This window comes from Amycolatopsis regifaucium, from assembly GCF_001613935.1.
GTDB classification, from domain to species: domain Bacteria; phylum Actinomycetota; class Actinomycetes; order Mycobacteriales; family Pseudonocardiaceae; genus Amycolatopsis; species Amycolatopsis regifaucium.
Map to the genome: position 1 here is coordinate 457,273 of NZ_LQCI01000052.1, position 25,829 is coordinate 483,101.

Below are 25,829 nucleotides of genomic sequence, written 5' to 3' on the forward strand. Positions count from 1 at the left end.
GCGTCCAGCCAAGGCTCGCACCACTCGACGGAAAAATCAAGCACGCCTGATTGTTTTTTGGTCGCTCGTCGCCGGCGTAGCGGCGACACGAGGTCAGCCGGAGATGATGTCCAGCGCGACGGACCGGCCGCCCGCCAGCGAACGGATCCCTTCCTCGGCCGCCATCTTCACTTGCTCCGGCGTGGCGCGCTCCGGGCCGAGAAGGGCGGTGATGGACGCGGCGAACACCCGGGCTGGGTCCTCGACCGGCAGTCTGTGCTCGATCGAGGCGGCCGTCGTCAAGAAGCCCGTCAACAGGGCCTGCAGGGCGAACGCCTGATCGGCGAGTGCCCAGTCGTCCCTGGCGAGGTCGTGGCGCCGCCAGATCGGCAGGATGTGGTGCAGGAACGCGCCCGCCCCCAGCGTTTCGAGCAGGGTCGCCGACCGCGGGTCCTCGGCGAGGACACCGAGCAGGGCGTCGTCGCCGGTCTGCAGCGCGTTGACGAACGGATGCCGGACCGCGACCTCCAGCATGTTCGGGCCGAGCCGCGAGGGCCTGGCCAGCTCGGGGTCGGCGGTGACCGCCGCGATGACCTCGTCGGCGAGCGCGACGAAATCGCGGCTGATCAAGCCGAGCAGCAGATCTTCCTTGGTCTTCCAGTAGAGGTAGACGGTGCCCTTGCCGACGTGGGCCTTGGTGGCGACCTCGGCGATGGTGACGCCCTTGCTGCCCCGGCCCAGCAGTAGTTCGCCCGCCGCCGCCAGGATGCGTGCCGCTTTGGGCGAGCCGTGTTCAGGCAGTTCCGCCAACGATGGTCCTCTCCGGTGGGCCGGTCAGTAGCGCGCCGACGATATCCGCATTCTTGTACACCGCGATCTCCTCGAGCCGCATGATCCTGTCGGCCAGGCGTTTGCCCGCTTTGAACCGGCTCAGCAGGGGCATCGTCCGCCGGAGGAGGAGCTGCGCCCGGTTGTCCGCGACGAAGATCCTGCGGTCGGCGAACGCGCCGTCCTGGTAGTGGCCGACATAGGGCCGGAGTGCGCGTTCCCAGGCGGAGAGGGCGGCACCGACGTCGCCGGGATGCCGCTCCAGCATGCCGCCGAGCAGATCGGCTCCGGTGAGCCCGGACGAAACACCCATTCCGGCGTAGAGCGTGACGCACCAGGCGGCGTCACCCATCAGGACGACGCGTCCTCGGTGCCAACTGTCCAGGCGCACTTGCTCGACGGAGTCGAACAGAACGTCGTCGGCGGACTCGAGCGCGTCGATGACGTCACCGAGCACGTTCCCCAGCGGCTTCGGTCCGAAAGCGGCCCGCACGCGTTCCGCGGGAGACCGGGTGAATTCGGCGTCGACGTCGTCAGTGCGGTAGGTGAGCATGACCGTCGGGTCGTGGTCGGAGAATGCGAAGACCCACAGCGAGCGGTCCGGTTCGAGCAAGGTGGCGCCCTGCCCGGGAGCGAGACCGGCCGGCGTGCCGGTGTACTGGAACGCGGCGACCATGTAGTTCATCCGCCGCAAGTACTTCTCGTGCGGACCGAACACCAGTGACCGCACCGTGGACCGCAACCCGTCCGCACCGACGACGAGGTCGAAACGCTCGGTGGTCGTCGTGTCCGAGGCGGTGTCGAGCAAGGTGACGTCGACACCGTCGGCGTCCTGCTCGATGGCGGTGGGCACGGTCGAGTACCGGATCTCCACGTCGTCGGGGAGAACGGAGAACGCGGCCTTCTCGACGTCGCTTCGCAGCATCAGCCACGGTTTGCCGGGCATGTCGGCATAGGACATCCCAGGACGGCTCGACCCGGCGCGGTCGAGGTCGAGACCGCGCGTCATCGAGGCGCGGTCGTGGATGGCGTCGACCATGCCCAGCCTCTTCGCGGCCGCCTGGCCGGCACCGAACAGTGCGACGAAGTACCCGCCCGAACGTCTTCGCGGCGCTTTCTCGATGAGCACCGGCCGCCATCCCGCCCGGCGCAACCGTGCCGCGGTGGCGATGCCGCTGACCCCCATGCCGACGACGAGTACCCGCCCGGATTCGTTCTCTCCCATGCCATCGAACATACTGACCAAAATGTTCATTCGGTCAGTTTGCGATTCACGTCACAGTTTGGAGAAGTACGTGAAGGACCCCTTCCTGTACATAGGCGCAAGGAAGGGGGCCTTTATGTACTCAGACAAACGCGGGAGGCGTCCGCCTCACCTCCGGGGACGTGGGCGAGCGCGGTGCCCATGAGACCGAGGCCGATGATCGATACCGGCATGTTCGCGTTGTCCGTCATGGCACGATCGTCGACGTTGATACCGGCATGAAGGTCAAGCGGGGAAAGCGATGAAGATCGGTGAACTGAGTCACCCGGTGGGCGTCAACGCCCACCAGTTGTGTTACTACGAAGCCCAAGGCCTCCTGAAGGCGAGCCGAGGCGCGAACGGCTACCGCGAGTACGACGAGACGGCTTTGCTCCGGGTGGACGAGCAGCTGGCCAAGCTGGCACGTTCGCGGGACGCGCTGGCCGAGTACATCGTCGTGGCCGAGCGGGTCGGCGGCGAAAGCCACCCGCCCTTCGACGGCGCCGCCGCGTGAACGAGGCACAGGAAGCGGTCCGGCTGCGGGAGCAAGGCACCGACGAGGCCCGCCTGCGGCTGATCGAACTGACCGAGCGGAACCCGGGGAACGCCGTGGTCGCCTACCAAACCGCGTGGGCGCACGACTCAGCCGGACTGGAAGCCGAAGCGGCACCGTTCTACGAGCGGGCGCTCACCGGCGAAGGTCTGTCCACAAAGGACAGGCATGGCGTGTTCGTCGGGCTCGGCAGCACGTATCGCGTGCTCGGCCGCTACGACGAAGCGCTCGAAACCCTGCGTCGCGGCCTCGACGAGTTCCCGGACGACGCGGCACTGAAGACGTTTCTCGCGATGGCGCTCTACAACGTCGGCGAGGCGCGCGAGGCGGCCGGAACCCTGTTGAAGGTCCTGGCGGCGACCAGCGCCGACGCCGGGGTGCAGCGATACCGGCGGGCGGTCGAGTACTACGCCGATCACCTGGACGACGTCGAATGAAGCCTTATTGACACCTTGTCAACATAGTCCTACTTTCACGTCATGAGCGCGTATGCCGAAATCACCTACGAGGTCGCCGATCGCGTCGCGACGGTCACGCTCGACCGGCCGGAGGCCCGCAACGGGTACACCATCCGCATGGCCGACGAACTCGGCGACGCGATGGACCGGGCCGACCGCGACGAGGACGTCCGTGCGGTGATCCTGACCGGCAACGGCAAGGATTTTTCGGTGGGCGCCGACCTGTCGCAGGGCGGTTTTGACTTCGACCCGGAGACCGGCCCGGACGCGGCCTGGCAGGAACCGGCGGGGCGCTGCTCGAAGCGGATCTTCACGATGAACAAACCGGTCATCGCGGCATTGCGGGGCGCCAGTGTCGGCGGCGGCCTCACGATCACGCTGTCGTGCGATTACCGGCTGGCGTCCACGGATTCCCGCTTCGGCTTCGTGTTCGTCCGCCGCGGCATCTACCCCGAAGGCGCGTCCGCGTGGTTCCTCCCCCGGCTGGTCGGGATGGGCACCGCACTCGACTGGATGATCAGCGGCCGCGTCTTCGGCGCCGAGGAGGCGAAAGCCGCCGGACTGGTCCACCGTGTGCACGAGCCCGGCGAAGTGCTCGACAAGGCCCGCGAGCTGGCCAGTGAGATCGTCGCGACGACGGCGCCGGTCTCCGTCGCGGTGACCCGGCAGCTGCTGTACCGGATGGCGAGCGCCGCGTCGCCGTTCCCCGTGCACGAACTGGACTCCCGGCTGATCGGCGGGCTGGGCACCAGCCCGGACGCCGTCGAGGGGGTCCTGTCCTTCCTGCAGAAACGACCACCGGAGTTCTCCATGCGCGTCGATACCGACCTGCCCGACCACCTGCCGTGGCGGAACGCATGACCGCCTATCCCCCGGAACCGTGGAACCTGGCAGGCCAGGCGTATCTGTCGGTCTGGCGTGTCCCGGTGAGCGAACTTCCCGACCTGCCCGAAGGCGCCGAGCCCGTCGTGGTCGGCGGTCGCGCCCAGGTCTTCGCCGCCTGGGTCGACTACCAGGAGCCCGGACGGCTCCGATACCACGAACTGCTGGCGACGGTCGCCGTCCGCGGCAAACGTCTCTCCAGCTCCATCACCGACATCTGGGTCGACAGCGAGGTCTCCCTCGCCGGCGGGCGCGCGCTGTGGGGCATCCCGAAGGACCTCGCCGCGCTCGACTTCACCCACGGACGGACCTTCACCGCCTCTGCGGCCACCCATGAGGACTGGATCGCGACGGCCGCCTTCACCGCCCGCCCGAGCCTCCCGGTGAAGCTGCCCGCCGCCTTCGATGTCGTCCAGACGCTGGACGGCCGGCTCAACCGGAGCCCCGTCCGAGCGGCGGCACGGCCGCATCCCGCGGCCGCCGACTGGAAGATCAACGAGGCCGGACCACTCGCCTTCCTCGCCGGTCAGCGGCCCGTCCTGAGTGCTCACCTGCGCGATTTCAGACTCGTTTTCGGCGGCTGACCAGCCGCTGAGCGTGATCGTCTAACCCGCCAGGGTGAGCCCGCGACACGCCACCCATTGGGGCACGTGCAGCCTCCGACCCCTACATGTAGTCTCTGGGAACCGACATCGCCCAGCGACGGGGAGACCGCTCGGGAGCGGTTGTCGGACAGCTTGGTGAACCTGCAGCGCACGGCCTTGTGAGGCCTTGTGGTGCTTCAACGCGCCCTTTTGGAGACACGCATATGTCAGTGGAAACCGGTCAGCGGCCGCCCTCGTCTTCGGACACGACGCCCGCGACCGTGCGAGTCATCCGGCGGGACGGCAGCGTGTCCCCCTTCGACGCGAACAAGATCTCGGTCGCCGTGACCAAGGCCTTTCTCGCCGTCGAGGGCGGTGACGCGGCCGCATCGTCGCGGATCCACCACCTGGTCAAGGAACTGACCGAGCAGATCGAGGCCACCCTGCTCCGCCACGCCGGTCCCGAGACCGCGCTGCACATCGAGCAGATCCAGGACATCGTCGAGCTCGCGCTGATGCGCGGCGAGCACCACAAGGTCGCCCGCGCCTACGTCCTGTACCGCGATGAGCGCGCGAAGGCCCGCGAGGCCGAGAAGCCCGCCACCTCCGACGTCGCCATCAGCGTCAAGGCGGCCGACGGCTCGCTCCGCCCGCTCGACTGGGCCCGTGTCTCGCACGTGGTCGGCGAGGCCGTCGCCGGACTCGAAGACGTCTCGGCCGAGCCGGTGCTGGCCGAGGCCAAGCGCAACCTCTACGACGGCATCAGCGCCGACGAACTCGCCCTCGCCCAGATCATGGCCGCGCGCGTGCTCGTCGAGCAGGAGCCGAACTACTCCTACGTCAGTGCCCGGCTGCTGGCGGACAAGCTCCGCGGCGAGGCGCTCAGCTACCTCGCGGGCGTTCCGCAGCAGGCCAGCCAGGACGAGATGACCGCGCGGTACCCGCAGTACTTCCGGGACTACCTCAAGCGCGCCATCGAACTGGAGCTGGTCAACCCCGAGCTGCAGACCTTCGACCTGGACAAGATCACCTCGGCCATCCGCGCCGAACGTGACCTCGACTTCGGCTTCCTCGGCCTGCAGACCCTGTACGACCGGTACTTCCAGCACCACAACGGCGTCCGGTTCGAACTGCCGCAGGCGTTCTTCATGCGCGTCGCGATGGGGCTGGCGATCCGCGAGGACAACCGCGAAGACCGCGCCATCGAGTTCTACGAGCTGCTGTCGTCGTTCCACTTCATGGCGTCCACCCCGACGCTGTTCAACTCGGGCACCACCCGCCCGCAGCTGTCGTCCTGCTTCCTGACCACCGTCGACGACGACCTGGACTCGATCTTCCAGGCGTACAAGAACAACGCGCTGCTGGCGAAGTACTCGGGCGGTCTCGGCAACGACTGGACCCCGGTCCGCGGCCTCGGCGCGCACATCAAGGGCACCAACGGCCAGTCGCAGGGTGTCGTGCCGTTCCTCAAGATCGCCAACGACACCGCCGTCGCGGTGAACCAGGGCGGCAAGCGCAAGGGCGCGGCGTGCGCGTACCTCGAAACCTGGCACGTGGACATCGAGGAATTCCTCGACCTGCGCAAGAACACCGGTGACGACCGTCGTCGTACGCACGACATGAACACCGCGAACTGGGTGCCGGACGAGTTCCTCCGCCGGGTCGAGGCCGACGCGCAGTGGACCCTGTTCTCGCCGAACGAGACCCCGGACCTGCACGACCTCTACGGCACCGCGTTCGCCGAGCGCTACCGCGAGTACGAGGCCGCCGCCGAACGCGGCGAGCTGAAGGTGTTCCGCAAGGTCCGCGCGGTCGACCTGTGGCGCCGCATGCTGACCATGCTGTTCGAGACCGGCCACCCGTGGATCACCTTCAAGGACCCGTGCAACCTGCGTTCGCCGCAGCAGCACGTGGGTGTCGTGCACTCGTCCAACCTGTGCACCGAGATCACGCTGAACACCACCACCGACGAGGTCGCGGTCTGCAACCTCGGCTCGGTGAACCTGCTCAAGCACGTCACGCCCGAGGGCTTGGACACCAAGCGGCTCGAGAAGACCGTGCGCACCGCGGTGCGCATGCTCGACAACGTGATCGACATCAACTTCTACACGATCCCGGAAGCGCGCCGCTCCAACCTGCGCCACCGCCCGATCGGGCTCGGCCTGATGGGCTTCCAGGACGCGCTGTTCGAGATCGGTGTCCCGCTGTCGTCGGACGAGGCCGTGCAGTTCGCGGACACCAGCATGGAGCACATCAGCTACTACGCGATCTCGGCGTCGACCGACCTCGCCGAGGAGCGCGGCCAGTACCAGACGTTCGAGGGTTCCTTGTGGAGCAAGGGAATCCTGCCGATCGACTCGCTGCAGCTCCTGATCGACGCCCGGCAGGGCGACGCGCTCGACGTCGACACCTCGTCCACTTTGGACTGGGCGCCGCTGCGTGAGCGGGTCAAGACCGTCGGGATGCGCAACTCCAACGTGATGGCGATCGCGCCGACCGCGACGATCTCCAACATCTGCGGGGTCGGGCAGTCGATCGAGCCGCTGTTCCAGAACCTGTTCGTCAAGTCGAACATGTCCGGTGACTTCACCGTGGTGAACCCGCACCTGGTCCGCTCGCTCAAGGAGCGCGGGCTGTGGGACGAGGTCATGGTGTCGGACCTGAAGTACTTCGACGGCAGCCTCGGCCAGATCGACCGCGTGCCGGACGACCTCAAGGCGCTGTACGCCACCGCGTTCGAGATCGAGTCGAAGTGGCTGGTGGACGCGGGTTCGCGGCGCCAGAAGTGGATCGACCAGGCGCAGTCGCTGAACCTGTACATCGCCGCCCCCAGCGGCCGCAAGCTCGACGAGCTGTACCGCTACGCCTGGCACAAGGGCCTCAAGACCACGTACTACCTGCGGGCGCGGTCCGCGACGCACGTGGAGAAGAGCACCCTGCGCGGCACCGACGGCAAGCTGAACGCGGTCTCGGCCACCCCGGCCCCGGCCACACCTTCGGCACCCAAGTCAGTCGCTCCGGCGCCCGCGGCTCCGCCCGCCCCGTCGGCTTCCGCCGCGGTCTCGCCGTCGCCCGCCGCCGCGGTCCCGGCCGTCCCGGTGACCGCTCCGGCACCGGCCGCCAAGCCGGAGCCGAAGGAGATGCCGAAGGTCTCGGACGTCGACTTCGTCGCCACCGAAGGCGCCGCATGCCGGATCGACGACCCCGACTGCGAAGCCTGCCAGTGACCGCCCGGTCGTGAGTGGCGATTCGTGTTCTAACCCGAATCGCCACTCACGACCCACCCGACCACCTCGTGAAGTGAGCTTCTATGACCACCTTTGACGCCTCCGCCGACGCCACCGGCCTCGGTGAGATCGAAGTCGGCGCCGCCCGGATCAACGTCGACGACAAGCGGATGATCAACGCCCGAGCCGACGTCAACCAGCTGCTGCCGATGAAGTACACCTGGGCGTGGGAGAAGTACCTCGCCGGCTGCAACAACCACTGGATGCCGACCGAGGTCGCCATGCAGGCCGACATCGCGCTGTGGAAGTCGCCCGACGGCCTCACCGAGGACGAGCGCACCATGCTCAAGCGCAACCTCGGCTTCTTCGCCACCGCGGAATCGCTGGTTGCCAACAACATCGTGCTCGCGGTGTACCGGCAGATCACCAACCCCGAATGCCGCCAGTACCTGCTGCGCCAGGCGTTCGAGGAGGCCGTGCACACGCACACCTTCCAGTACATCTGCGAGAGCCTCGGCCTGGTCGAGGGCGAGCTGTTCAACATGTACCGCGAGGTCCCGTCCATCTCGGACAAGGACGCGTGGGCGCTGAAGTACACGCAGAACCTGGAGAACCCGGACTTCGAGACCGGCACCCCGGAAGCCGATCAGAACTTCCTGCGGGACCTGGTCGCCTTCTACGTGATCTTCGAGGGCATGTGGTTCTACACCGGCTTCGCGCAGATCCTCTCGCTCGGCCGCCGGAACAAGATGATCGGGATCGCCGAGCAGTACCAGTACATCCTGCGCGACGAGTCGATCCACCTGAACTTCGGCATCGACTGCATCAACCAGATCAAGATCGAGAACCCGCACCTGTGGACCGAGGAGTTCCAGGCGGAGATCCGGACGATGCTGACCGAGGCATGCGAGCTTGAGGTCGCCTACGCCCGCGACACCATGCCGCGCGGCATGCTCGGCCTCTCGGCCGAACTGATCGAGCAGTACATGCACTTCATCACCGACCGGCGGGCGCAGCAGATCGGCCTCGCGCCGATCTTCGGCGAGACGGAGAATCCGTTCCCGTGGATGTCGGAAGCGATGGACCTCAAGAAGGAGAAGAACTTCTTCGAGACCCGCGTCATCGAGTACCAGTCCGGTGGCGCCCTCGACTGGGACTGATCCCCTGAGCTGACGAAAAGGCCCGCCCCGCGCACTCGCGCGGGGCGGGCCTTTTCACGCGCCTCCAGCCGGGAAGTCCGTGAAGGCCTCCTTCCCTACCTTGAGAGTCAATGCCAGGAACTTAAGCTGCGGGGCTAGAGATCCTCGGACTGTCCATAAAGGACGTAGTCCTTGGTAAATGTCCGGTTGGTCCGTATTTTTGAGGTTGCGAAGGCCTCCTTCCCTACCCTGAAAGTAGGGAAGGAGGCCTTCATGGCATCCCCTCGGCCGGGCCAACGCTAGATCCCGACCATTCCCTGAAACTTTCCACGCCAAATCCAGCCGCAGCCCTTCCGGAGACCGTCTGAGCAGGGCGAATACGGCTGAATCGCACCCGTCCTACCTGGCTTAAGTTTCCGGCATTGCCCCTGAGAGTAGGGAAGGAGGCCTTCACGGACACGCCACGTTCGCCACCGCGACGGAGGTTCATCACATGTCCGGCGGAGGGGTAGCGGCCCTGAGTACGCTCCACAGTGCTACTGGTTCGCCCGGCCTCCCCGGCCGGTCGAGGTAACAGGGAACCCGGTGGGAATCCGGGACTGCCCCGCAGCGGTATGTGGGAACGAAAGCCGTCACCGTGCGAGACACGGTAAAGCACTGGGACATGGCGCCCCGGGAAGCGACGGCCGGTAGGAGCGAGTGAGTCGCCCACGAGTCCGAAGACCTGCCCGTGGTACGCGCGCCGACGGCGTGCGTGAGTCCGGGCCTCGTGGGATGGGCACGACCGAACAGCGGTCACTCCTGCGCGCGCTCCGGGCTCTGACGACAAGCTCGCGAGGAGAGAGCTGTGACCGAAATCGGCACCACTGTGCTGGGCTACCCCCGGATCGGCCCGGACCGGGAACTCAAGCGTGCGCTCGAAAGCTACTGGGCGGGCAAGAGCGACGAGGCCGTGCTTCTGGAGACCGGCCGTGCGCTGCGCGTCCGGGCCTGGCGGGAGCTGACCGACGCCGGACTGGATTCCGTCCCCTCCAACACGTTCTCGCATTACGATCAGATGCTCGACACCGCCGAACTGTTCGGCGCGCTGCCGGAGCGCTTCACGAAACTCGGCCTTTCGCCACTCGACACCTACTTCGCCGCCGCGCGCGGGGTGCAGGACGCGCCGGCGATGGAGATGACGAAGTGGTTCGACACCAACTATCACTACATCGTCCCCGAACTCGGGCCTGACACGACGTTCGCGCTCAGCGGCACCAAGCCGCTCGACGAGTACCGCGAGGCCCGCGCGATCGGCGTCGCAACGCGGCCGGTGCTGGTGGGGCCGGTGACGTTCCTGCTGCTCGCCAAGCCCACCGAAGGCGCTCCGGAGGGCTTTCGGCCGCTGGAGCTGCTCGACAATCTCCTCGACGCCTACGTCGAACTGCTGCGGCGCCTGTATGACGAAGGCGTCGAATGGGTGCAGTTCGACGAACCCGCCTTCGCGGCGGACCGCACCGAGCGGGAACTCAACGCGCTCATCCGGGCCTACCATCGGCTCGCGAAGGCGACCGCACGGCCGAAGATCCTGGTCGCCGGGTACTTCGGCGGACTCGGTCGCGGGCTGGGCGTACTCGCCCGTTCCCCGATCGACGCGGTCGCCGTCGATCTCGTCAGCGACGAGTCCTTTGTGGACGCGGTCGCGGCCGAGCCGGCGTTGCGCGACAAGGAGCTCCTCGCCGGAGTCGTGGACGGGCGCAACGTCTGGCGCACCGATCCCACTCGTGCGCTCAGCCGGGCGGCGAGGCTGCTCGGGACCGCGAGGACGGTCAGCGTCTCGACGTCGTGTTCGCTGCTGCACGTGCCCTACGACGTCGAACGTGAGACCGGGCTCCATCCGCGCCTGAAAGGTTGGCTCGCCTTCGCCAAGCAGAAGGTGGACGAGGTCGTCCTGCTCGGCCGGGCGCTCAAGGAAGAAGGCGTCGACCTCTCGGCCGCCCGTGCCGCGGCCGCCGACCGCGTGTCCGCGACCGAACTGGTCGACGCCGGAGTCCGCGCCCGGCTGGAATCGCTGCGCCCGGAACACTCCGTCCGCTCCCCCTACGCGCGACGCGCGGCGGCACAACAGGAAGCCTTGAAGCTCCCGCCGTTGCCGAGCACCACGATCGGCTCGTTCCCGCAGACCACCGACGTCCGCAAGGCGCGCGCCGCGCACAAGGCCGGCACGCTGGACGACGCGGGGTACGGGACCGCGATGAAGGCGGAGATCGAACGCGTCATCCGGCTGCAGGAGGACCTCGGCTTGGACGTACTGGTGCACGGCGAGCCCGAGCGCAACGACATGGTGCAGTACTTCGCCGAGCGGCTGGCCGGATTCGCCGCCACCGACTTCGGCTGGGTGCAGTCCTACGGCTCGCGCTGTGTCCGGCCGCCGATCCTGTACGGCGACGTCTCACGGCCGGAGCCGATGACCGTCGGGTGGGCCCGCTACGCGCAAAACCTGACCGAGAAGCCGGTCAAGGGGATGCTGACCGGGCCGGTGACGATCCTGGCGTGGTCGTTCGTCCGCGACGACCAGCCGCTGGGCGAGACCGCCCGCCAGGTCGCGCTGGCCATCCGCGACGAAGTGCACGACCTGCAGGCGGCGGGCATCCGCGTCATCCAGGTGGATGAACCTGCCCTGCGGGAACTGCTCCCGTTGCGTGCCGCGACACACGAGGCGTACTTCGCCTGGGCGGTCTCGTCGTTCCGGCTGGCGACGTCCGGGATCGACGACGCGACCCAGATCCACACCCATATGTGCTATTCGGAGTTCGGCGAGGTCCTCAGCGCGATCGACGCGCTCGACGCCGACGTCACCAGTATCGAGGCCGCGCGGTCGAAGATGGAGGTCGTCACCGATCTCGGCGCGGCGGGCTACGGCCGCGGCGTCGGGCCGGGTGTGTACGACATCCACTCGCCCCGTGTCCCGGACGTCGACGAGGTCGGCGGGCTGCTGCGGACCGCCGTCGGCGCAGTGCCCGCCGAGCGGCTCTGGGTCAACCCGGACTGCGGCCTGAAGACCCGCGGTTACGCCGAGGTCGAACCCGCCCTGCGGAACCTGGTCGCGGCCGCCCGGATGGTCCGCGCCGAGCTTTCCTGACGTTCCGTGAAGGCCTCCTTCCCTCGGCTGAGCCGAGGGAAGGAGGCCTTCATGTCCTTCCGCCGGGGTATTGTCAGGACGTCAATAAGGGTGCGATGGTGGAGCCGCAACCGGTCTCGACGGGGAGATGGTCACCATGGCGAACACGGTCGAAAAGGTCACCGGGGCACTGCGCGAACGGGTCCCACCACTCACCTCGATCCCGTTGCCGCGTTCGGTCGACCAGCGCTGGCTCGGCGCGACCTGGCCGGTCCGCGAACTCGCGCCCGCCCCGCCGGGCCTCAAACCCGTTCTCGGCGACGAAGGCCCGCCCGTCATCGGGCACGCACTGGACTTCATGCGCTTCGGCATCGAGTTCGGCCTCAAACGCTACGAAACCTACGGTCCGGTGTCGTGGATGGGCGCGTTCGGCCGCCGCATCGTCGCGCTCTCCGGCCCCGAGGCCACGCAGATCGCGTTGGTGAACAAGGACAAGGCCTTCTCCCAAGAGGGCTGGAAGTTCTTCATCGAACAGTTCTTCGACCGCGGCCTGATGCTGCTCGACTTCGGCGAGCACCATCTGCACCGCCGGATCATGCAGGCGGCGTTCACCCGGCAACGGCTCACCGGCTACGTCGACCAGATGGGACCGGCGCTGCGCGAAGGCGTCGCGGCCTGGGCGGACCGGCCCCATCCCCGGATCTACTGGTCCCTCAAGCAACTCACGCTCGACGTCGCGACGCGTGTGTTCATGGGCATGCGCTCCGGGGACGACGCGGCCGCGATCAACCGCGCGTTCGTGAACTCCGTGCGCGCCGGCACGGCCATCGTGCGCTTCCCCGTTCCCGGCGGGCGCTGGTCGGCGGGGTTGCACGGCCGCAAGGTGCTCGAACGCTACTTTTCGGCGAACCTGCCCGCGAAACGGCGAAGCGAAGGCGACGACCTCTTCACCGCGCTGTGCCACGCCACCACCGAAGACGGTGATCGCTTCACCGACGCCGACGTCGTCAACCACATGATCTTCCTGATGATGGCGGCGCACGACACCTCGACCATCACCAGTGCCGCCGCCGTCTACCACCTCGCCAAGAATCCCGAGTGGCAGGAACGCGCGCGCCGGGAATCCCTCGCGCTCGGCGACGACGTGCCGGACATCGAGGCGCTGGAGACGTTGACGACGCTGGACCTGGTCATCAAGGAATCACTGCGGCTGGTCGCCCCGGTGCCGTCCCTGGCCAGGAAAACCGTGAAGGACACCGAAGTTCTCGGGCACTTCATTCCAGAAGGGACACTGGTCGGGATTTCCCCCACCGTCAACCATTTCGCGCCGGAGCACTGGACCGACCCGATGCGCTTCGACCCTGGCCGCTTCAGCGAAGAACGGCGCGAAGACAAGTCGCACCGCTACGCGTGGATGCCGTTCGGCGGCGGCGCGCACAAGTGCGTCGGGCTGCATTTCGGCACGTTCGAAGTGAAGGCACTGCTGCACGAGATGCTGCGCGCGTATCGATGGTCGGTCCCCGAGGACTACACCGCTCGCTGGGACTACGTCTCGCTGCCCGTTCCCGCGGACGGCCTGCCGGTCCGGCTGACGGCGCGCTGAATTTCGATCAACAGCTCCCCACGATCGAGTACTCTTGGTAACTTCTGGTCACCACTCGTGTAGTAGTCATCACCCTTTCAGCCGGTAGACACCCCGTAGCGCGCGTGATGCCGTGGCACTATTCCCGGTCGGCTCATACCTAGTGTGGATCACTGAGCCCGGACACCCCGTCTGAGCTGGCCATTAACCGCGCATGAAGAGGTGAAGTGTGCCTGAGCCTGGTGCCGCGCCAGGGTTGGTGGACGTCGCTCGGAGATGGGCCGCGACGCTCGCTGACACTAAAGGAGTATCGCTTCCCCAAGAGCAACTCGAACAGCTGTTGCTCGGCGTCGCGCAGGACGCCGTCCGGGCCGAGCCCGACCACCGGCCCGCTGTCCAGCGTTTCTCCAAGCTCTATTCCGCCTCGCCCATCGGGATCGCGCTCGCCGATTCCGACGGCCGGATCGTCGAGGCGAACGACGCGCTCGGCCAGCTCCTCGGCTACCGTCCCTCGGCGCTGCGCGGGCGGAACATCGCCGACCTCGGCTCGGCCGACCACGACATCGCCCGGTTGCGGAACGGGCTCTCGCAGCTGATGAAGTCCAGCAGGCCGACCCAGCAGGAGCGCCTGTTGCTGGACCACCACGAGGAAGGTCCGCTCTGGGTCGACGTCACCCTGACCGACCTGCCCGGTGACCGGCCCGGCTCGACCTACCCGGTGCTGATGGTCTCCGACGCCAACGAAATCCACCTGTTGCAGGAACGACTACTGCACCAGAACGTGCACGACCCGCTGACCGGACTGCCGAACGCGGCCGCGTTCGACAACGCCCTCGAAACCGCGCTGGCCGGCTCCGGCGGCGAGCAGGTCGCGCTCGTCTACCTCGACGTCGACGGCTTCAAGGTGATCAACGACGGGCTCGGCGCCGGTGTCGGCGACCAGGTGCTGCGCGGGGTCGCGGCCAAGCTCAAATCCGTGTTCACCGGCAGGCACAACGGTTCGGTCGCCCGGCTGTCCGGTGACGGGTTCGCCGTCCTCCTGCGCGGCGAGTTCACCTCACCCCAGGTGATCGCGCTGGTCGAGCAGGCGCTGGAGGAACTGGCCGAGCCGATCTACCTCGGCGGGCACGGCATCGGGGTCAGCGCGAGCGCCGGCATCGTCGTCCGCCCGGTCGCCGAAGGCGGTCCGAAGGATCTGCTTCGCGCCGCGGAGATCGCCCTGCACCGCGCCAAGGAGGCGGGCAAGGCGCAGTGGATGCTGTTCGACCCGGAACTCGACGCCCGCGACCGCGGCCGCTACCAGCTCGGCGCGGTCATCGCGGGCGCGCTGGAGAACGGTGAATTCTCGCTGATCTACCAGCCGACGGTGAAGCTCGCGAATCCGGATCAGCTGGCCGCGGTCAACGCCGGACTACGCTGGAACCATCCGGAGAAAGGCGAACTGGACTCCGACGAGTTCTATCCGCTGGCACAGATCACCGGGATGACCATCCCGCTCGGCCGGTGGCTGCTCGCCGAATCGCTCGCCGCCACCGCACGCTGGCGGAGCCGGTTCGGCGAGGCCGCGCCGGATGTCTGCGTGCGGCTGCCGAACCGGCTGGCCATCGACCCCGATCTGGTGCTGCTGGTCAAGGAACAGCTCGACCGCCACAACCTCCCCGCGCAGGCACTGCGGCTCTGCACGGACCGCGAATCCGTCCTCGACCCGCGCTGCGGTGAGGTGCTGGACTCCTTCGCCGTCCTGGCCGATCTGGGTGCCCAGCTGGTGCTGACCATCTCCGGCTCGGCCGATCTGGAGCTGATCCCGCAACATCGGCTGCCCGTCCGCCACGTGATCCTCTCCGGCGCGGTGGTCGACGCGCTGGCCGACCGCGAAGACGAGGCCGACGTACGGCATCTGTGCCAGCTGGTCGCCCGCGCCAAGGAGCTGAAGCTGCGCATCGGCGCGGAAGGCGTCCGCAGTCACGACCAGGCCGAGCGGCTGCGACGGTACGGCGTGCTCGCGGCGCGCGGTCCGTTCGTCGCCGACTCCGCCACCGGGGACGAGGTCGACGAGCTGATCGAACGGCACGCCCACTGACGTGTTTTCTTCGGTGAACCCGCGGCCGCGATCGACGTCGGCAGCGGGGTCTTCGGCCGGGTGGGTTCACGCGTACGGTCACTTTCTCGGGCGCACCTCGGCTCCGCTCACTGACGTGACAGGATCCGTCCATGGACCAAGGTGACACCGCCCCGGACTTCACCCTTCCCGACGACAAGGGCGAGGAGCGCACGCTGTCGGACTTCCTCTCCTCCGGCCCGGTCGTGCTGTTCTTCTATCCCGCCGCGATGACCAGTGGCTGCACCGCGGAAAGCTGCCACTTCCGCGACCTCGCCGCGGAATTCGCCGAGGTGGGCGCGCACCGGGTCGGTATCAGCCCGGACGCCGTCGCCAAACAGCAGGAGTTCTCGGCCAAGCACGGCTTCGACTATCCGCTGCTGTCCGATGTGGACGGTGTGGTGGCCAGGCAGTTCGGGGTCTGGCGCAAATTCAGCCCGCTGCACGCCAAACGGCACACGTTCGTCATCGACACCGACCGCAAGGTGCTCGAAGTGATCAAGAGCGAGCTGAAGTTCACCGTGCACGCCGACAAGGCACTCGCGGCCTTGCGCGCGCGTAAGGAGTAAGGCCAAGGTGGCGGTTCCGTGAAGGCCTCCTTCCCCACTCTCAAGGTAGGGAAGGAGGCCTTCACGGACTTTCCAGCTTCTTCGCCTCAGGGGCGCTTGAGCCGCCAGACCCGATGGACGCCGGTGCAGGCGGGGGCGAGTGGCGGTTCGGCGGCCTCGGAGCCGGTCATCGTGAACCCCAGCCGGGCGGGCACGGCACCGCTCGCGACGTTCTTCTCGTCGTGCCGGATCGCGACCTCCGGCGCGCCGAGGCGGAAGGCTTCGTCGGTCAGCAGCCGGGCCGCCCTGGTCGCGAACCCCCGGCCGGTGTGACGGTGGCTGAGCCAGTAGCCGATCTCGATCCCGTACGGCCGGGAGATCATGCCGGTACCGCCGACGAGATCCTTCTCGAAGAGGATCGCGAAGTCGTAGCACTTGCCTTCGGCCCAGTTCCGCGCGCTGGCTTCGAGGAACTCGGCGGCTTCCTCGCGGCCGTAGCCGTTGGCGGCCCAGATCATCCAAGCCCCGAGGTGCTCCGCGGAGTCCCCCGCGACCGCCGCCAGCGTGCCGAGCTGCTCCGGCTTCCAGCGGCGCAGCACGATGACGTCGTCGGTGAGGGTTTCGGCGGGCGCTTCCATCGCCTCATGGTGCCGGACGATGGCTCGGCACGCCGCTGTTTTTGTGGCGCCTCAGGTGAGGATCGCGCTGTCCGGGATCACCGTGTCGTTCTTCAGCGCGTCGAACAACAGCTTCGACTTCGTCTTGTCCCAGTTCTCCGCCGACCCGTTGGTCACCGGCACCGTCGTGGTGACCACGCCGCCCGAGGAGATCCCCCGCATGGCCAGCGCCAGTCCCACCAGGTTGTGCACGTGGTCGCCCGAGTCCATGGTCAGCGCGTCCGGCGCGGTCGACAGCAGCGGGAACAGCGAGAACGGGTTCAGCAGCGTGCCGGGGCTGCTGATCTCGCTGACCAGCGCGCCGATGAACTTCCGCTGGTTGGCGACGCGGTCGAGGTCCGAGCGCGGGGTCGCTTCACTGTGTCGCATGCGGACGAACCCGAGTGCCTGCGGACCTTGGAGGTCCTGGCAGCCCGCGGGGATCTTGATCCCGGTGAGGGTGTCCTCCATCGGCTTCTCGACGCACATGTGGACCCCGCCGATCGCGTCGACGATCTTGGCGAATCCGCCGAACCCGATCTCGGCGTAGTGGTCGATGCGCAGGCCGGTGGCGCCTTCGACGGTCTGCGCGAGCAGCGCGGGCCCACCGATCGCGAACGCGGAGTTGATCTTGTTCGTACCGTGGCCGGGGATCTTCACCTGCGAGTCACGCGGGAGGCTCAGCAGCGTCGGCTTGGTGCTGTTGTCCGGGACGTGCGCGACCATGATGGTGTCGGTGCGCCTGCCTCCGCCCGCGGCCTTGCTGTCGCCGGTGACGAGCTTTTCCTGCTCCTCGGGAGTCAGCCCGTCCCGGCTGTCGGAGCCCACGATGAGCCAGTTGGTGCCCTCGGCCGCGGCGGGGCGGCCGGCGTAGTCGGCCAGCGCGTCGACGCGGTTGATGGAGAACTCCAGGTACACCCACACGCTGGCGAGGAACACCACGAACACGGTCAGGAGGGTGAGCAGCACCTTGCCGAAGCCCCAGCGACGACGGCGGCGCGGCGGGCGCGCGCCGTCGGCGGGGCGGCCGGGAGGAGGCCCTGGACGTCGCGGTGGCGGACCGGCGGGGCGTTCCTCGCCCCGGTAGCCCATCGGCTTCGTCCGCTCGTCGTACGGACTGCTCCCCCGGCCCGGCAGCGGCATCATCTGCGCCGGCTGATGCTGCCGGGGGCGGCCGGACGGCGGCCGCTGTGGCGGCATCCGTCGCCCTCGGTCGTCGCCTCCATACGTCATGCCGAATCACCCGTCCCGATTTCGCGTGTAGGGCCAGTCAACCGCAGACCCTAAGTGAAGGACGTGCGGCACCCCGTATCGGTTGGGTGGCGTTTCACCGGTCGTTGTCGGCGAAACCCAGTTCGGCGATTTCGTCCCACCGCTGGATGAATCTCTTCCACCCCCGGCCTAGACCGGGATCCGCAGCCGTTCCGAGCTCGGCCGGCCCCAAGCCCCGCGCACCGTTTCGTCCGTCCCCCCGGCTTCGATCAGCTCGAGGGTGAAGGCCCGTACGAGACGGTTCCAAACGCGGGATCGTCGTAGCATCGCGTGCCCTTCACCGCCGATTTCGAATCGCGCGGACCGCGATGTCACCTTTTCGGCTCGTTCCGCGAAAGCGTGTGAGGCCACCGGATCGGTCATCCGGTCCTTGGTGCCGTGTGCGATGAGCACGGCACGCCCTTCGAGGGCGCCGATGGGTTCACCCGGCGGTGTCCACGGAGCCAGCCCGCAGACGCCGACGACGGCCGGGTCGTCCGCGACGCGAAGCGCGACCCGCCCGCCCATCGAATGGCCGACAAGGATCACCGGCACGCCAGGGTGATCGTCGTGGAGCTGTTTCAACGCCCATCGCGCGTCGGCGAGCGCGTCGACGCCCTGCTCGTTCCAGCCGTAGATCCGATTGCGCAGAAGACGCACTTCGACGCCGTGCCCCCGGACGGCACGGTGGACGTCCTTCGCCAGCGGCACCATCCGCTGGTACGCCAGCCGCCACCACGCCACGCGGGCATGACTGTGCTCCGCGCCGCCGTGCAGCACCAGCACCACGGCCTTGACCCGGCCACGCGCCCGCAAAGTCCGCACCGCGGGTTCAGCCTCGCTCACCCTGGCCCCTCCAGTCTCCCAAGCCCGGCCGCAGCGATCGGGTCAACCTCGATCATGACCCGAGGTATTCCACTTCGGCCATTGGTCCACGCGCTACATTCGTCGCTGACCTCCAGACGGAAGGGCGGATGTGGTGAGCACCACCGAACGTTTTGCAGACGTCTCCGAGCGGCTCGCGGAAGCCGAACGGGGTAACGCGGCACAGATCCGGCAAGCGGCGGAGCTGGTACTGGGGGTCGTCCGGGCCGACGCGCTGGTGTTCACCGCCGGTGCGGGGCATTCGCTGGCCGCGGTCGCCGAGACCTTCTACCGCGCGGGCGGGCTCGCCTGCGTGTATCCGGTGTACCACCCCGAGCTGCTGCCACTGCACGGGGCGCAGCACAGCACCAAGACCGAGCGCCGGTCCGGGCTCGCCGAAGAGGTGCTGGCCGAGCGGGCGCCGGGACCCGACGACCTGCTGGTGGTGTTCTCGACGTCGGGCGTCAACCCGTACCCGGTCGAACTGGCCGCCGGGGCGCGGGCGCGCGGTGCTTCGGTCGTCGCGGTGAGTTCGGCCGCGTGCGTGGCCGCGGCGCCGAAACGCGCGGCGACGACGCTGATCGAAGAAGCGGACATCGTGCTCGACTCCCACGTCCGCCCCGGCGACGCGAGCTACCCGCCAGAAGCCCCTCGGACCGCGCCACTGTCCACAGTGATCAACGCGTTCCTGTGGAACCTCGTCCTGGCCGAGGTGGTCGACCTCGGTGCGGAGCAGGGCGTCGACATCCCGCTGTGGCGCAGTTCCAACGTGGACGGTGGCGACGAGGCCAACGCCGCGCTGCTGGCCAAGTACAGCGTCCGGGTCCCCGCGCTGCGGTAGGCGCACCCGTACCATCGCCGGACGTGACGGGCTCGTGGTGGTGGGATCTGCTGATCGGCGTGGGTGCGGCCTTGCTGCTGACGTGGCTCGCGCTGGTCGCCGTGCTGCTCGCCGCCCGGCCCCGTGGTGGCTTGCTGCGGGAGGCGCTGCGGCTGTTGCCGGACGTGCTGCGCCTGGTGCGACGGCTGGCCGCCGACAAAAGCCTGCCGCGCGGGGTGCGGATCCGGCTGGGTCTGCTGCTCGCCTACCTCGCCCTGCCGCTCGACGTCATCCCTGACTTCATCCCGGTGCTGGGTTACGCGGACGACGCCATCATCGTCACCGCCGTGCTGCGCGGGGTGGTGCGCCGCGCCGGCCTGGACGCCGTCCGCGCGCACTGGCCGGGCACCGACGACGGCTTCGCGGCCGTCGTCCGGCTCACGGGTCTGGACCGGCCGCCGCGGTGAGCGCTGAGGCACGGCGGGTGAGGAGGATTTCGGCACGAGTTCGAGCAGGTACATGATGGCCCCCTTCCTTGCGCCTGGCGCAAGGAAGGGGGCCATCATGTACATCACGCGAGCACGGCGGTCACGCGGCCGCGGGCTCCTCCGAGAACTGCGTCAGGTACAGCGACGCGTAGCGCCCCTCCCGGGCCAGCAGCTCCTCGTGCGTCCCCCGCTCGACGATCTCCCCGTGTTCGACGACCAGGATCTGGTCCGCCGCCCGCACGGTCGACAGCCGGTGCGCGATCACCAGCGCGGTCCGCCCCTCCAGCGCGTCGGTCAGCGCCTCGCCGACGGCCGCCTCCGACTGCGAGTCCAGATGCGCCGTCGCCTCGTCGAGGACGACGACCCGTGGCTGCGCCAGCAGGAGCCGGGCGATGGTCAGCCGCTGGCGTTCCCCGCCGGAAAGCCGGTAACCCCGCTCCCCCACCACGGTCTCCAGCCCGTCCGGCAGCTCGCGGATCAGCTCGGCCAGCCGCGCGCGCTCCAGCGCCGACCAGATCTCGGCGTCGGTGACGCCGGGCCGGGCGTATTCGAGGTTCGCCCGGATCGTCTCGTGGAAGAGATGCCCGTCCTGGGTCACCACCCCCACGGTGTCGCGCAGTGCGGCGAAACTCAGCTCACGAACGTCCACATCGGACAAACGAACCGAGCCGGCGTCGACGTCGTAGAGCCGCGGCAGCAGCGAGGCGATCGTCGACTTACCCGCGCCGGAAGAGCCCACCAGCGCCACCATCTGGCCGGGTTCGGCACGGAAGCTGATGCCGTGCAACACTTCCTCGCCACCGCGGTGATCCAGAGTGGACACATCCTCCAGCGACGCCAGCGAATACCGGTCCGCCGCGGGGTAACCGAACCGAACTCCCGCGAACTCCACCGAGACCGGGCCTTCCGGCAGCTCGCGCGGGGCGGGCTTCTCCTCGATCATCGGCTTGAGGTCGAGCACCTCGAAGACCCGCTCGAACGACACCAGCGCGGTCATCACGTCCACCCGGACGTTCGCCAGCGCGGTCAGCGGCGAGTACAACCTGGTCAGCAGCAACGCCAGTGCGACGACGGTGCCCGGTGCGAGCGCGCCGGTCAGCGCGAGGTAGCCGCCCAGCCCGTAGACCAGTGCCTGCGCGAGCGCGGAGACGGTGGTCAGGCTGGTCAGGAACCAGCGCGTCAGCATCGCCGTCCGCACCCCGATGTCGCGCACCCGCCCGGCCCGGGCGCCGAAATCGCCCGTTTCCCGCTCCGGATCGCCGAAGAGCTTCACCAGGGTCGCGCCGGGCGCGGAGAACCGTTCGGTCATCTGCGTGGTCATCGACGCGTTGAGCTGCCCGGCCTCTCGCTGCAGCGTGGCCATCCGCCTGCCGAGCCGCCGCGTCGGCAGGATGAACACCGGCAGCAGCACCAGTGCCAGCAGGGTGACCTGCCAGGACAGGGTCATCATGACCACCAGCGACAAGGCCAGCTGGATCACGTTGGTGACCAAACCGGACAGTGTCGCGGTGAACGTGCGCTGCGCGCCGATGACGTCGTTGTTGAGCCTGCTCACCAGCGCGCCGGTGCGCGTGCGGGTGAAGAACGCGATCGGCATCCGCTGCACGTGCCGGTACACCGCGACCCGCAGATCGAGGATGATCCCCTCGCCGATCCTCGACGACTGCGCCCGTTCCGCCAGGCCGAGGCCGGCGTCGACCAGCGCCAGCGCGGCGATCACCACGGCCAGCCACACCACCAGCGACACGTCGTGCCCGCCGACGATCGTGTCGACCACCTTCCCGGCCAGCACCGGCGTGCTCACCGCCAGCACTGCCGAAACGACGGTGAGCACCAGGAATATCAGCAACCTCCGCCAGTGCGGCCTGGCGAACCGCGCGACACGGCGGAGCGTCCCCTTGTGCAGCCCCTTCGGAACATCGGCCGACTTCATCGCCGAGTTCATCAGCGACCACGTGTTGTCCATGGGATCCTTCTCCTCGCCCCCGTAAACCTCGACATTGGTCGAGATTTTTCCCGGATATAACCAGCACCAACACCGAAGGAAACCGGATGCTTCCCGGTTTCCGCGTCCTCTTTCCAGCGGAGGACGCCGCGTCGGTAGCCTGAGCCGGTGACCAAGGACCCAGACCGGCGACGACTGACCATCGACCTGGTCTTCTACATGGGCTGCCTCGTCTTCGCCGCGGTGAACACGGCCGTCGCGGAATTCTACGGTTACCGCGTGTGGGCCAACTTCGCCGTAGCAGGTTACGGCCTCGCCGTGGTCCACACCGGCTGGCTGATGGTCGCCGCGCGGCGCGGCATCCGGCCCTCCGGCGCGCTCGGCTCGCGGTGGACGAGTATCGGCGCCATCGGCTTGTTCGCGATGATCCTTCCCTTGGGAATGCTCGTCATTCGCCGTCTGACCGGAGTGGACTGGTTGATCACGCCGGACTCCTGGGCCGCCCAGCCCGAGGTCTGGGTGATCGAACGGTCGGCGAAACTCCTGCTGGAGAACGGAACCCCATACGTCGACGTCACCGCGCTCGGTCGCGCGGCGGAAGTAAACGATTACACCCCTTACGGTCCGGTGATGACCGTCTTCGGCCTGCCACGCGCGCTGGTGGGCGGCGGACCGCTGGCCGACGCCCTCACCGACGCGCGCTGGATGTTCGCGCTGACCGCCGTCGCGTGCGTGCTGCTGACGTTGCGGCTGCTGAAGTGGCCGAAAGTCCCGGTAAGCGCCGCGCAACTCGCGCTCGCCTGCCCGCTGACCGCGCTGACCTGGGCAGTCGCCGGGCCGGATCTGGCGATCGTCGGCCTGCTGATTCTCTCGTTCGCGCTGGCCTCGACCGGCCGCGCGCTCGCGTCGGGTCTGGTGCTGGCCTTGGTGATCAGCGCGAAGCTCATCGTCGCGCCCGCGGCTGTCGTGCTGGGTGTCCTGCTGCTCACGCGGCGTGGTCCGCGCGCACTGGGCGGATTCGCCGCGGCACTCGTGGTGACGACACTCGTCCTGCACTTACCGGTGTATCTCGTGGACCCGAAGGCCTTCGTCGAGCACGTCTTCCGGTTCCCGCTGGGAATGGGCGTGATCAAGTCACCGGCGGCGAGCCCGTTGCCCGGTCATCTCATCGCCTCGCTCGGCCCCGTCGGCACGGCGTTTTCCTTCGCCCTGCTCGGGATCGCGGCCGTCGCCATCCTGGTCTGGCTGGTCCGCCGTCCCCCCGCGACCGGGTCGGACGCGCTCTTGCGCACCGCCGTCGGGATCGGCGCGCTGATTCTGCTCACTCCGGCGACGAGGTACGGCTACCTGGTGTATCCGCTGGTCCTGCTCGGTGCCAGGCTGGCCTTCCCCGGCGGTGAAACCGATGAAACAGCGGTCCCGGGGAAGGGAACTGCGCCCCCCGCGCAGCAGTCCGCTACTTCTTCGTGACTACTTCTTCTTGACCCTGGTGGCACCGCCACGACCACGCAGCTGGACGCCGGACTCCGAGAGAACCCGGTGCACGAACCCGTACGAGCGGCCCGTGGACTCCGCGAGAGCGCGGATGCTCGAGCCCTTCTCGTATTTCTTCTTCAGGTCAGCGGCCAGCTTGTCACGCGTGTTGCCGGTGATCCGCGCGCCTTTCTTGAGATCAGCCACGTCGATCGCCTTCCCGCCGAGAGTGTTCTGGGCCACATTAAGCGCCCCTGTCGCCGCAATGATCGAACACTGAGCGCCGGAATGCCAGACGACGAGCGCAAAACTGCTGAAACCGCGATCACATTGGGCCATTTCAGTGGCCGGATGGCATCGATCAAGCACCCGAACGGACGCAGGCCTCACGCAAGCTGGACAAGTTCCAGATAATCGGCGGACCAATGGTCCTCGGTTCCGTCCGGCAGCAGGATCACGCGTTCCGGCTCCAGCGCCTCGACCGCGCCCGGATCGTGCGTCACCAGGACGACGGCTCCGGCGAAGCTGCGCAGCGCGTCCAGGACCTGGGCACGGCTGGCCGGGTCCAGGTTGTTCGTCGGCTCGTCGAGCAGCAAAACGTTGGCAGCGCTGGACACCAGCCCGGCCAGCGCGAGCCTCGTCTTCTCACCGCCGGAGAGCGTTCCGGCGGGCTGATCGAGTTGCTCACCGGTGAAGAGGAACGACCCGAGAAGGTTGCGCAACTCCTGCGCGCCCGTACCCGGTGCGAGTCGGCGGATATTTTCCCACACGGACGCATCATGGTCGAGCGTTTCGTGTTCCTGTGCGTAATAGCCCAAACGCAATCCGTGACCCGGAATGGTCTTGCCGGTATCCGGAGTTTCCATTCCGCCGAGCAGCCGGAGCAGAGTCGTCTTTCCGGCACCGTTCAATCCGAGTACGACAACCTTCGAACCGCGATCGATCGCGAGGTCGACGCCGGTGAAGATCTCGAGCGAACCGTAGGACTTCGAGAGTCCCTCCGCGGTGAGCGGGGTCCGGCCGCACGGGGCGGGCTCCGGGAACTTGATCCGGGCGACCTTGTCGGCCTGACGGGTCTCGTCGAGCGAGGCGAGCATCTGCTCGGCGCGGCGCGCCATGTTCTTGGCGGCCACCGCCTTCGTCGCCTTGGCACCGAGTTTCGCGGCCTGCTGCTGCAGCGCGGACGCCTTCTTCTCGGCGTTGGCGCGCTCGCGGCGGCGGCGCTTCTCGTCGGTGGCGCGCGCGTCGAGATAGCGCTGCCAGCCCATGTTGTACAGGTCGAGCTCACCGCGGGTCGCGTCGAGGAACCACACCTTGTTGACCACGTCGGCGAGCAGGTCGACGTCGTGGCTGATCACCACGAGGCCGCCGTCGTGCTGCTTCAGGAAGCCGCGCAGCCAGTTGATGGAGTCGGCGTCGAGGTGGTTGGTGGGCTCGTCGAGCAGCAGGATGGTCTCGGATTTGCCGCCGGCGCCCGCCTCGGCGGCGGCGAACAGGATCCGGGCCAGCTCCACGCGGCGACGCTGGCCACCGGAGAGCGTCTGCAGCGTCTGCTCCAGCACGCGGTCGGCGAGACCGAGGTTGGAGCAGATCCGGGCCGCTTCGCTTTCGGCGGCGTAGCCACCGAGGGAGGCGAACCGCTCTTCGAGACGGCTGTAGCGGTTCACCGCCTTGTCGCGTTCCTTGTCGTCCGCCAGCTCCGACATCGCGGTCTGCGCCTTTTCCATGTTGCGCAGCAAGGCGTCGAGGCCGCGCGCGGAGAGCACGCGGTCCTTCGCGGTGACGGACAGGTCGCCCTCGCGCGGATCCTGCGGCAGGTAGCCGAGCTCGCCGCTGCGGCGGACCTCGCCCGCATACGGCTCACCCTCCCCCGCCAGCACCTTGAGCGAGGTGGTCTTGCCGGCGCCGTTGCGGCCGACCAGGCCGATGCGGTCGCCCTGCTGGATGCGGACGTTGGTGTCGTCGAGCAGGATGCGCGAACCAGCGCGCAGCTGCAGGCCAGAGGCCGTGATCACGGGAACTCCCGGTAAAAGGGGTGGATGAGCGGACAGCTTCGACTCGCCGGCCGACGGCCGGCGAGGAGCTACTCCAAGAGGATGTCCACGCGATCA

At 68.1% G+C, this 25,829-nt stretch carries 21 protein-coding genes and 1 riboswitch; of the genes, 13 read left to right on the plus strand and 8 right to left on the minus strand.

Features of this window, described 5'->3' with window-relative positions:
• Positions 1-93 precede the first annotated feature (93 nt).
• Positions 94-789 (minus strand): TetR/AcrR family transcriptional regulator, encoded by a 696-nt coding sequence (locus AVL48_RS37700; protein ID WP_061980742.1) that lies wholly within the window; start codon positions 787-789, stop codon positions 94-96.
• Positions 773-2,032: an FAD-dependent monooxygenase gene (locus AVL48_RS37705; protein ID WP_244162460.1), complete on the minus strand. Its 1,260-nt coding sequence runs from the start codon at positions 2,030-2,032 to the stop codon at positions 773-775. The genes AVL48_RS37700 and AVL48_RS37705 overlap by 17 nt, the downstream gene beginning before the upstream one ends.
• Before the next feature lie 280 nt (positions 2,033-2,312).
• Here AVL48_RS37705 and AVL48_RS37710 point away from each other — a divergent pair, with 280 nt between their 5' ends.
• From AVL48_RS37710 to AVL48_RS37755, 10 genes are all read left to right on the plus strand, one after another.
• The gene (locus tag AVL48_RS37710) at positions 2,313-2,564 is read left to right on the plus strand and encodes a MerR family DNA-binding transcriptional regulator (protein ID WP_061980741.1); all 252 of its coding nucleotides are present in this window, start codon (positions 2,313-2,315) and stop codon (positions 2,562-2,564) included.
• The gene (locus AVL48_RS37715) at positions 2,561-3,040 is read left to right on the plus strand and encodes a tetratricopeptide repeat protein (protein ID WP_061980740.1); all 480 of its coding nucleotides are present in this window, start codon (positions 2,561-2,563) and stop codon (positions 3,038-3,040) included. The genes AVL48_RS37710 and AVL48_RS37715 overlap by 4 nt, the downstream gene beginning before the upstream one ends.
• 42 nt (positions 3,041-3,082) lie before the next feature.
• Positions 3,083-3,922 carry an enoyl-CoA hydratase-related protein gene (locus tag AVL48_RS37720; RefSeq protein ID WP_061980739.1) on the plus strand — a complete coding sequence of 280 codons (840 nt, stop codon included), beginning with the start codon at positions 3,083-3,085 and terminating at the stop codon, positions 3,920-3,922.
• A complete protein-coding gene (locus AVL48_RS37725; RefSeq protein WP_061981113.1) occupies positions 3,919-4,527 on the plus strand; it encodes an acetoacetate decarboxylase family protein in 609 nt (202 codons plus the stop codon). The genes AVL48_RS37720 and AVL48_RS37725 overlap by 4 nt, the downstream gene beginning before the upstream one ends.
• 224 nt (positions 4,528-4,751) lie before the next feature.
• Positions 4,752-7,754 (plus strand): ribonucleoside-diphosphate reductase subunit alpha, encoded by a 3,003-nt coding sequence (locus AVL48_RS37730; RefSeq protein ID WP_061980738.1) that lies wholly within the window; start codon positions 4,752-4,754, stop codon positions 7,752-7,754.
• Between the two features lie 83 nt (positions 7,755-7,837).
• Positions 7,838-8,914, plus strand: coding sequence for a ribonucleotide-diphosphate reductase subunit beta (locus AVL48_RS37735; RefSeq protein ID WP_037344090.1), 1,077 nt, complete (start codon positions 7,838-7,840; stop codon positions 8,912-8,914).
• Between the two features lie 502 nt (positions 8,915-9,416).
• Positions 9,417-9,639: riboswitch (cobalamin riboswitch) on the plus strand.
• 101 nt (positions 9,640-9,740) lie between these two features.
• On the plus strand, positions 9,741-12,014 hold the full coding sequence (metE, locus tag AVL48_RS37740) for a 5-methyltetrahydropteroyltriglutamate--homocysteine S-methyltransferase (RefSeq protein ID WP_061980737.1): 2,274 nt from the start codon (positions 9,741-9,743) through the stop codon (positions 12,012-12,014).
• A gap of 136 nt (positions 12,015-12,150) precedes the next feature.
• The gene (locus AVL48_RS37745) at positions 12,151-13,596 is read left to right on the plus strand and encodes a cytochrome P450 (protein ID WP_177242269.1); all 1,446 of its coding nucleotides are present in this window, start codon (positions 12,151-12,153) and stop codon (positions 13,594-13,596) included.
• Positions 13,597-13,804: 208 nt separating this feature from the next.
• On the plus strand, positions 13,805-15,655 hold the full coding sequence (locus AVL48_RS37750) for a putative bifunctional diguanylate cyclase/phosphodiesterase (protein ID WP_244162461.1): 1,851 nt from the start codon (positions 13,805-13,807) through the stop codon (positions 15,653-15,655).
• Between the two features lie 131 nt (positions 15,656-15,786).
• Positions 15,787-16,242 carry a peroxiredoxin gene (locus AVL48_RS37755; RefSeq protein ID WP_061980734.1) on the plus strand — a complete coding sequence of 152 codons (456 nt, stop codon included), beginning with the start codon at positions 15,787-15,789 and terminating at the stop codon, positions 16,240-16,242.
• Between the two features lie 86 nt (positions 16,243-16,328).
• Here the strand turns inward: AVL48_RS37755 and AVL48_RS37760 are convergent, their stop codons facing one another.
• The 3 genes from AVL48_RS37760 to AVL48_RS37770 form a co-directional block, all read right to left on the minus strand.
• Entirely contained in the window at positions 16,329-16,859 is a 531-nt protein-coding gene (locus tag AVL48_RS37760; RefSeq protein WP_061980733.1) for a GNAT family N-acetyltransferase, read from the minus strand.
• Between the two features lie 51 nt (positions 16,860-16,910).
• Complete coding sequence (locus tag AVL48_RS37765) at positions 16,911-18,110, minus strand: LCP family protein (RefSeq protein WP_061980732.1); 1,200 nt, start codon at positions 18,108-18,110, stop codon at positions 16,911-16,913.
• A 168-nt stretch (positions 18,111-18,278) separates the two neighbouring features.
• Positions 18,279-18,974 carry an alpha/beta hydrolase gene (locus tag AVL48_RS37770; RefSeq protein WP_061980731.1) on the minus strand — a complete coding sequence of 232 codons (696 nt, stop codon included), beginning with the start codon at positions 18,972-18,974 and terminating at the stop codon, positions 18,279-18,281.
• A 130-nt stretch (positions 18,975-19,104) separates the two neighbouring features.
• Between AVL48_RS37770 and AVL48_RS37775 the strand changes: the two genes are divergently transcribed.
• Positions 19,105-19,833 (plus strand): sugar isomerase domain-containing protein, encoded by a 729-nt coding sequence (locus tag AVL48_RS37775; protein WP_061980730.1) that lies wholly within the window; start codon positions 19,105-19,107, stop codon positions 19,831-19,833.
• Between the two features lie 23 nt (positions 19,834-19,856).
• Positions 19,857-20,279, plus strand: coding sequence for a YkvA family protein (locus tag AVL48_RS37780; RefSeq protein ID WP_061980729.1), 423 nt, complete (start codon positions 19,857-19,859; stop codon positions 20,277-20,279).
• A gap of 121 nt (positions 20,280-20,400) precedes the next feature.
• On the opposite strand, the gene AVL48_RS37785 is transcribed toward AVL48_RS37780, so the two are convergent.
• On the minus strand, positions 20,401-22,266 hold the full coding sequence (locus tag AVL48_RS37785; protein WP_061980728.1) for an ABC transporter ATP-binding protein: 1,866 nt from the start codon (positions 22,264-22,266) through the stop codon (positions 20,401-20,403).
• Positions 22,267-22,413: 147 nt separating this feature from the next.
• Here AVL48_RS37785 and AVL48_RS37790 point away from each other — a divergent pair, with 147 nt between their 5' ends.
• Positions 22,414-23,715, plus strand: a complete 1,302-nt coding sequence (locus tag AVL48_RS37790; RefSeq protein WP_061980727.1) for a glycosyltransferase 87 family protein — start codon at positions 22,414-22,416, stop codon at positions 23,713-23,715.
• Here AVL48_RS37790 and AVL48_RS37795 read toward each other — a convergent pair whose 3' ends face one another.
• Entirely contained in the window at positions 23,716-23,925 is a 210-nt protein-coding gene (locus tag AVL48_RS37795) for a helix-turn-helix domain-containing protein (RefSeq protein ID WP_003071237.1), read from the minus strand.
• Between the two features lie 179 nt (positions 23,926-24,104).
• Positions 24,105-25,733, minus strand: a complete 1,629-nt coding sequence (locus AVL48_RS37800; protein WP_061980726.1) for an ABC-F family ATP-binding cassette domain-containing protein — start codon at positions 25,731-25,733, stop codon at positions 24,105-24,107.
• Positions 25,734-25,829: the final 96 nt, after the last annotated feature.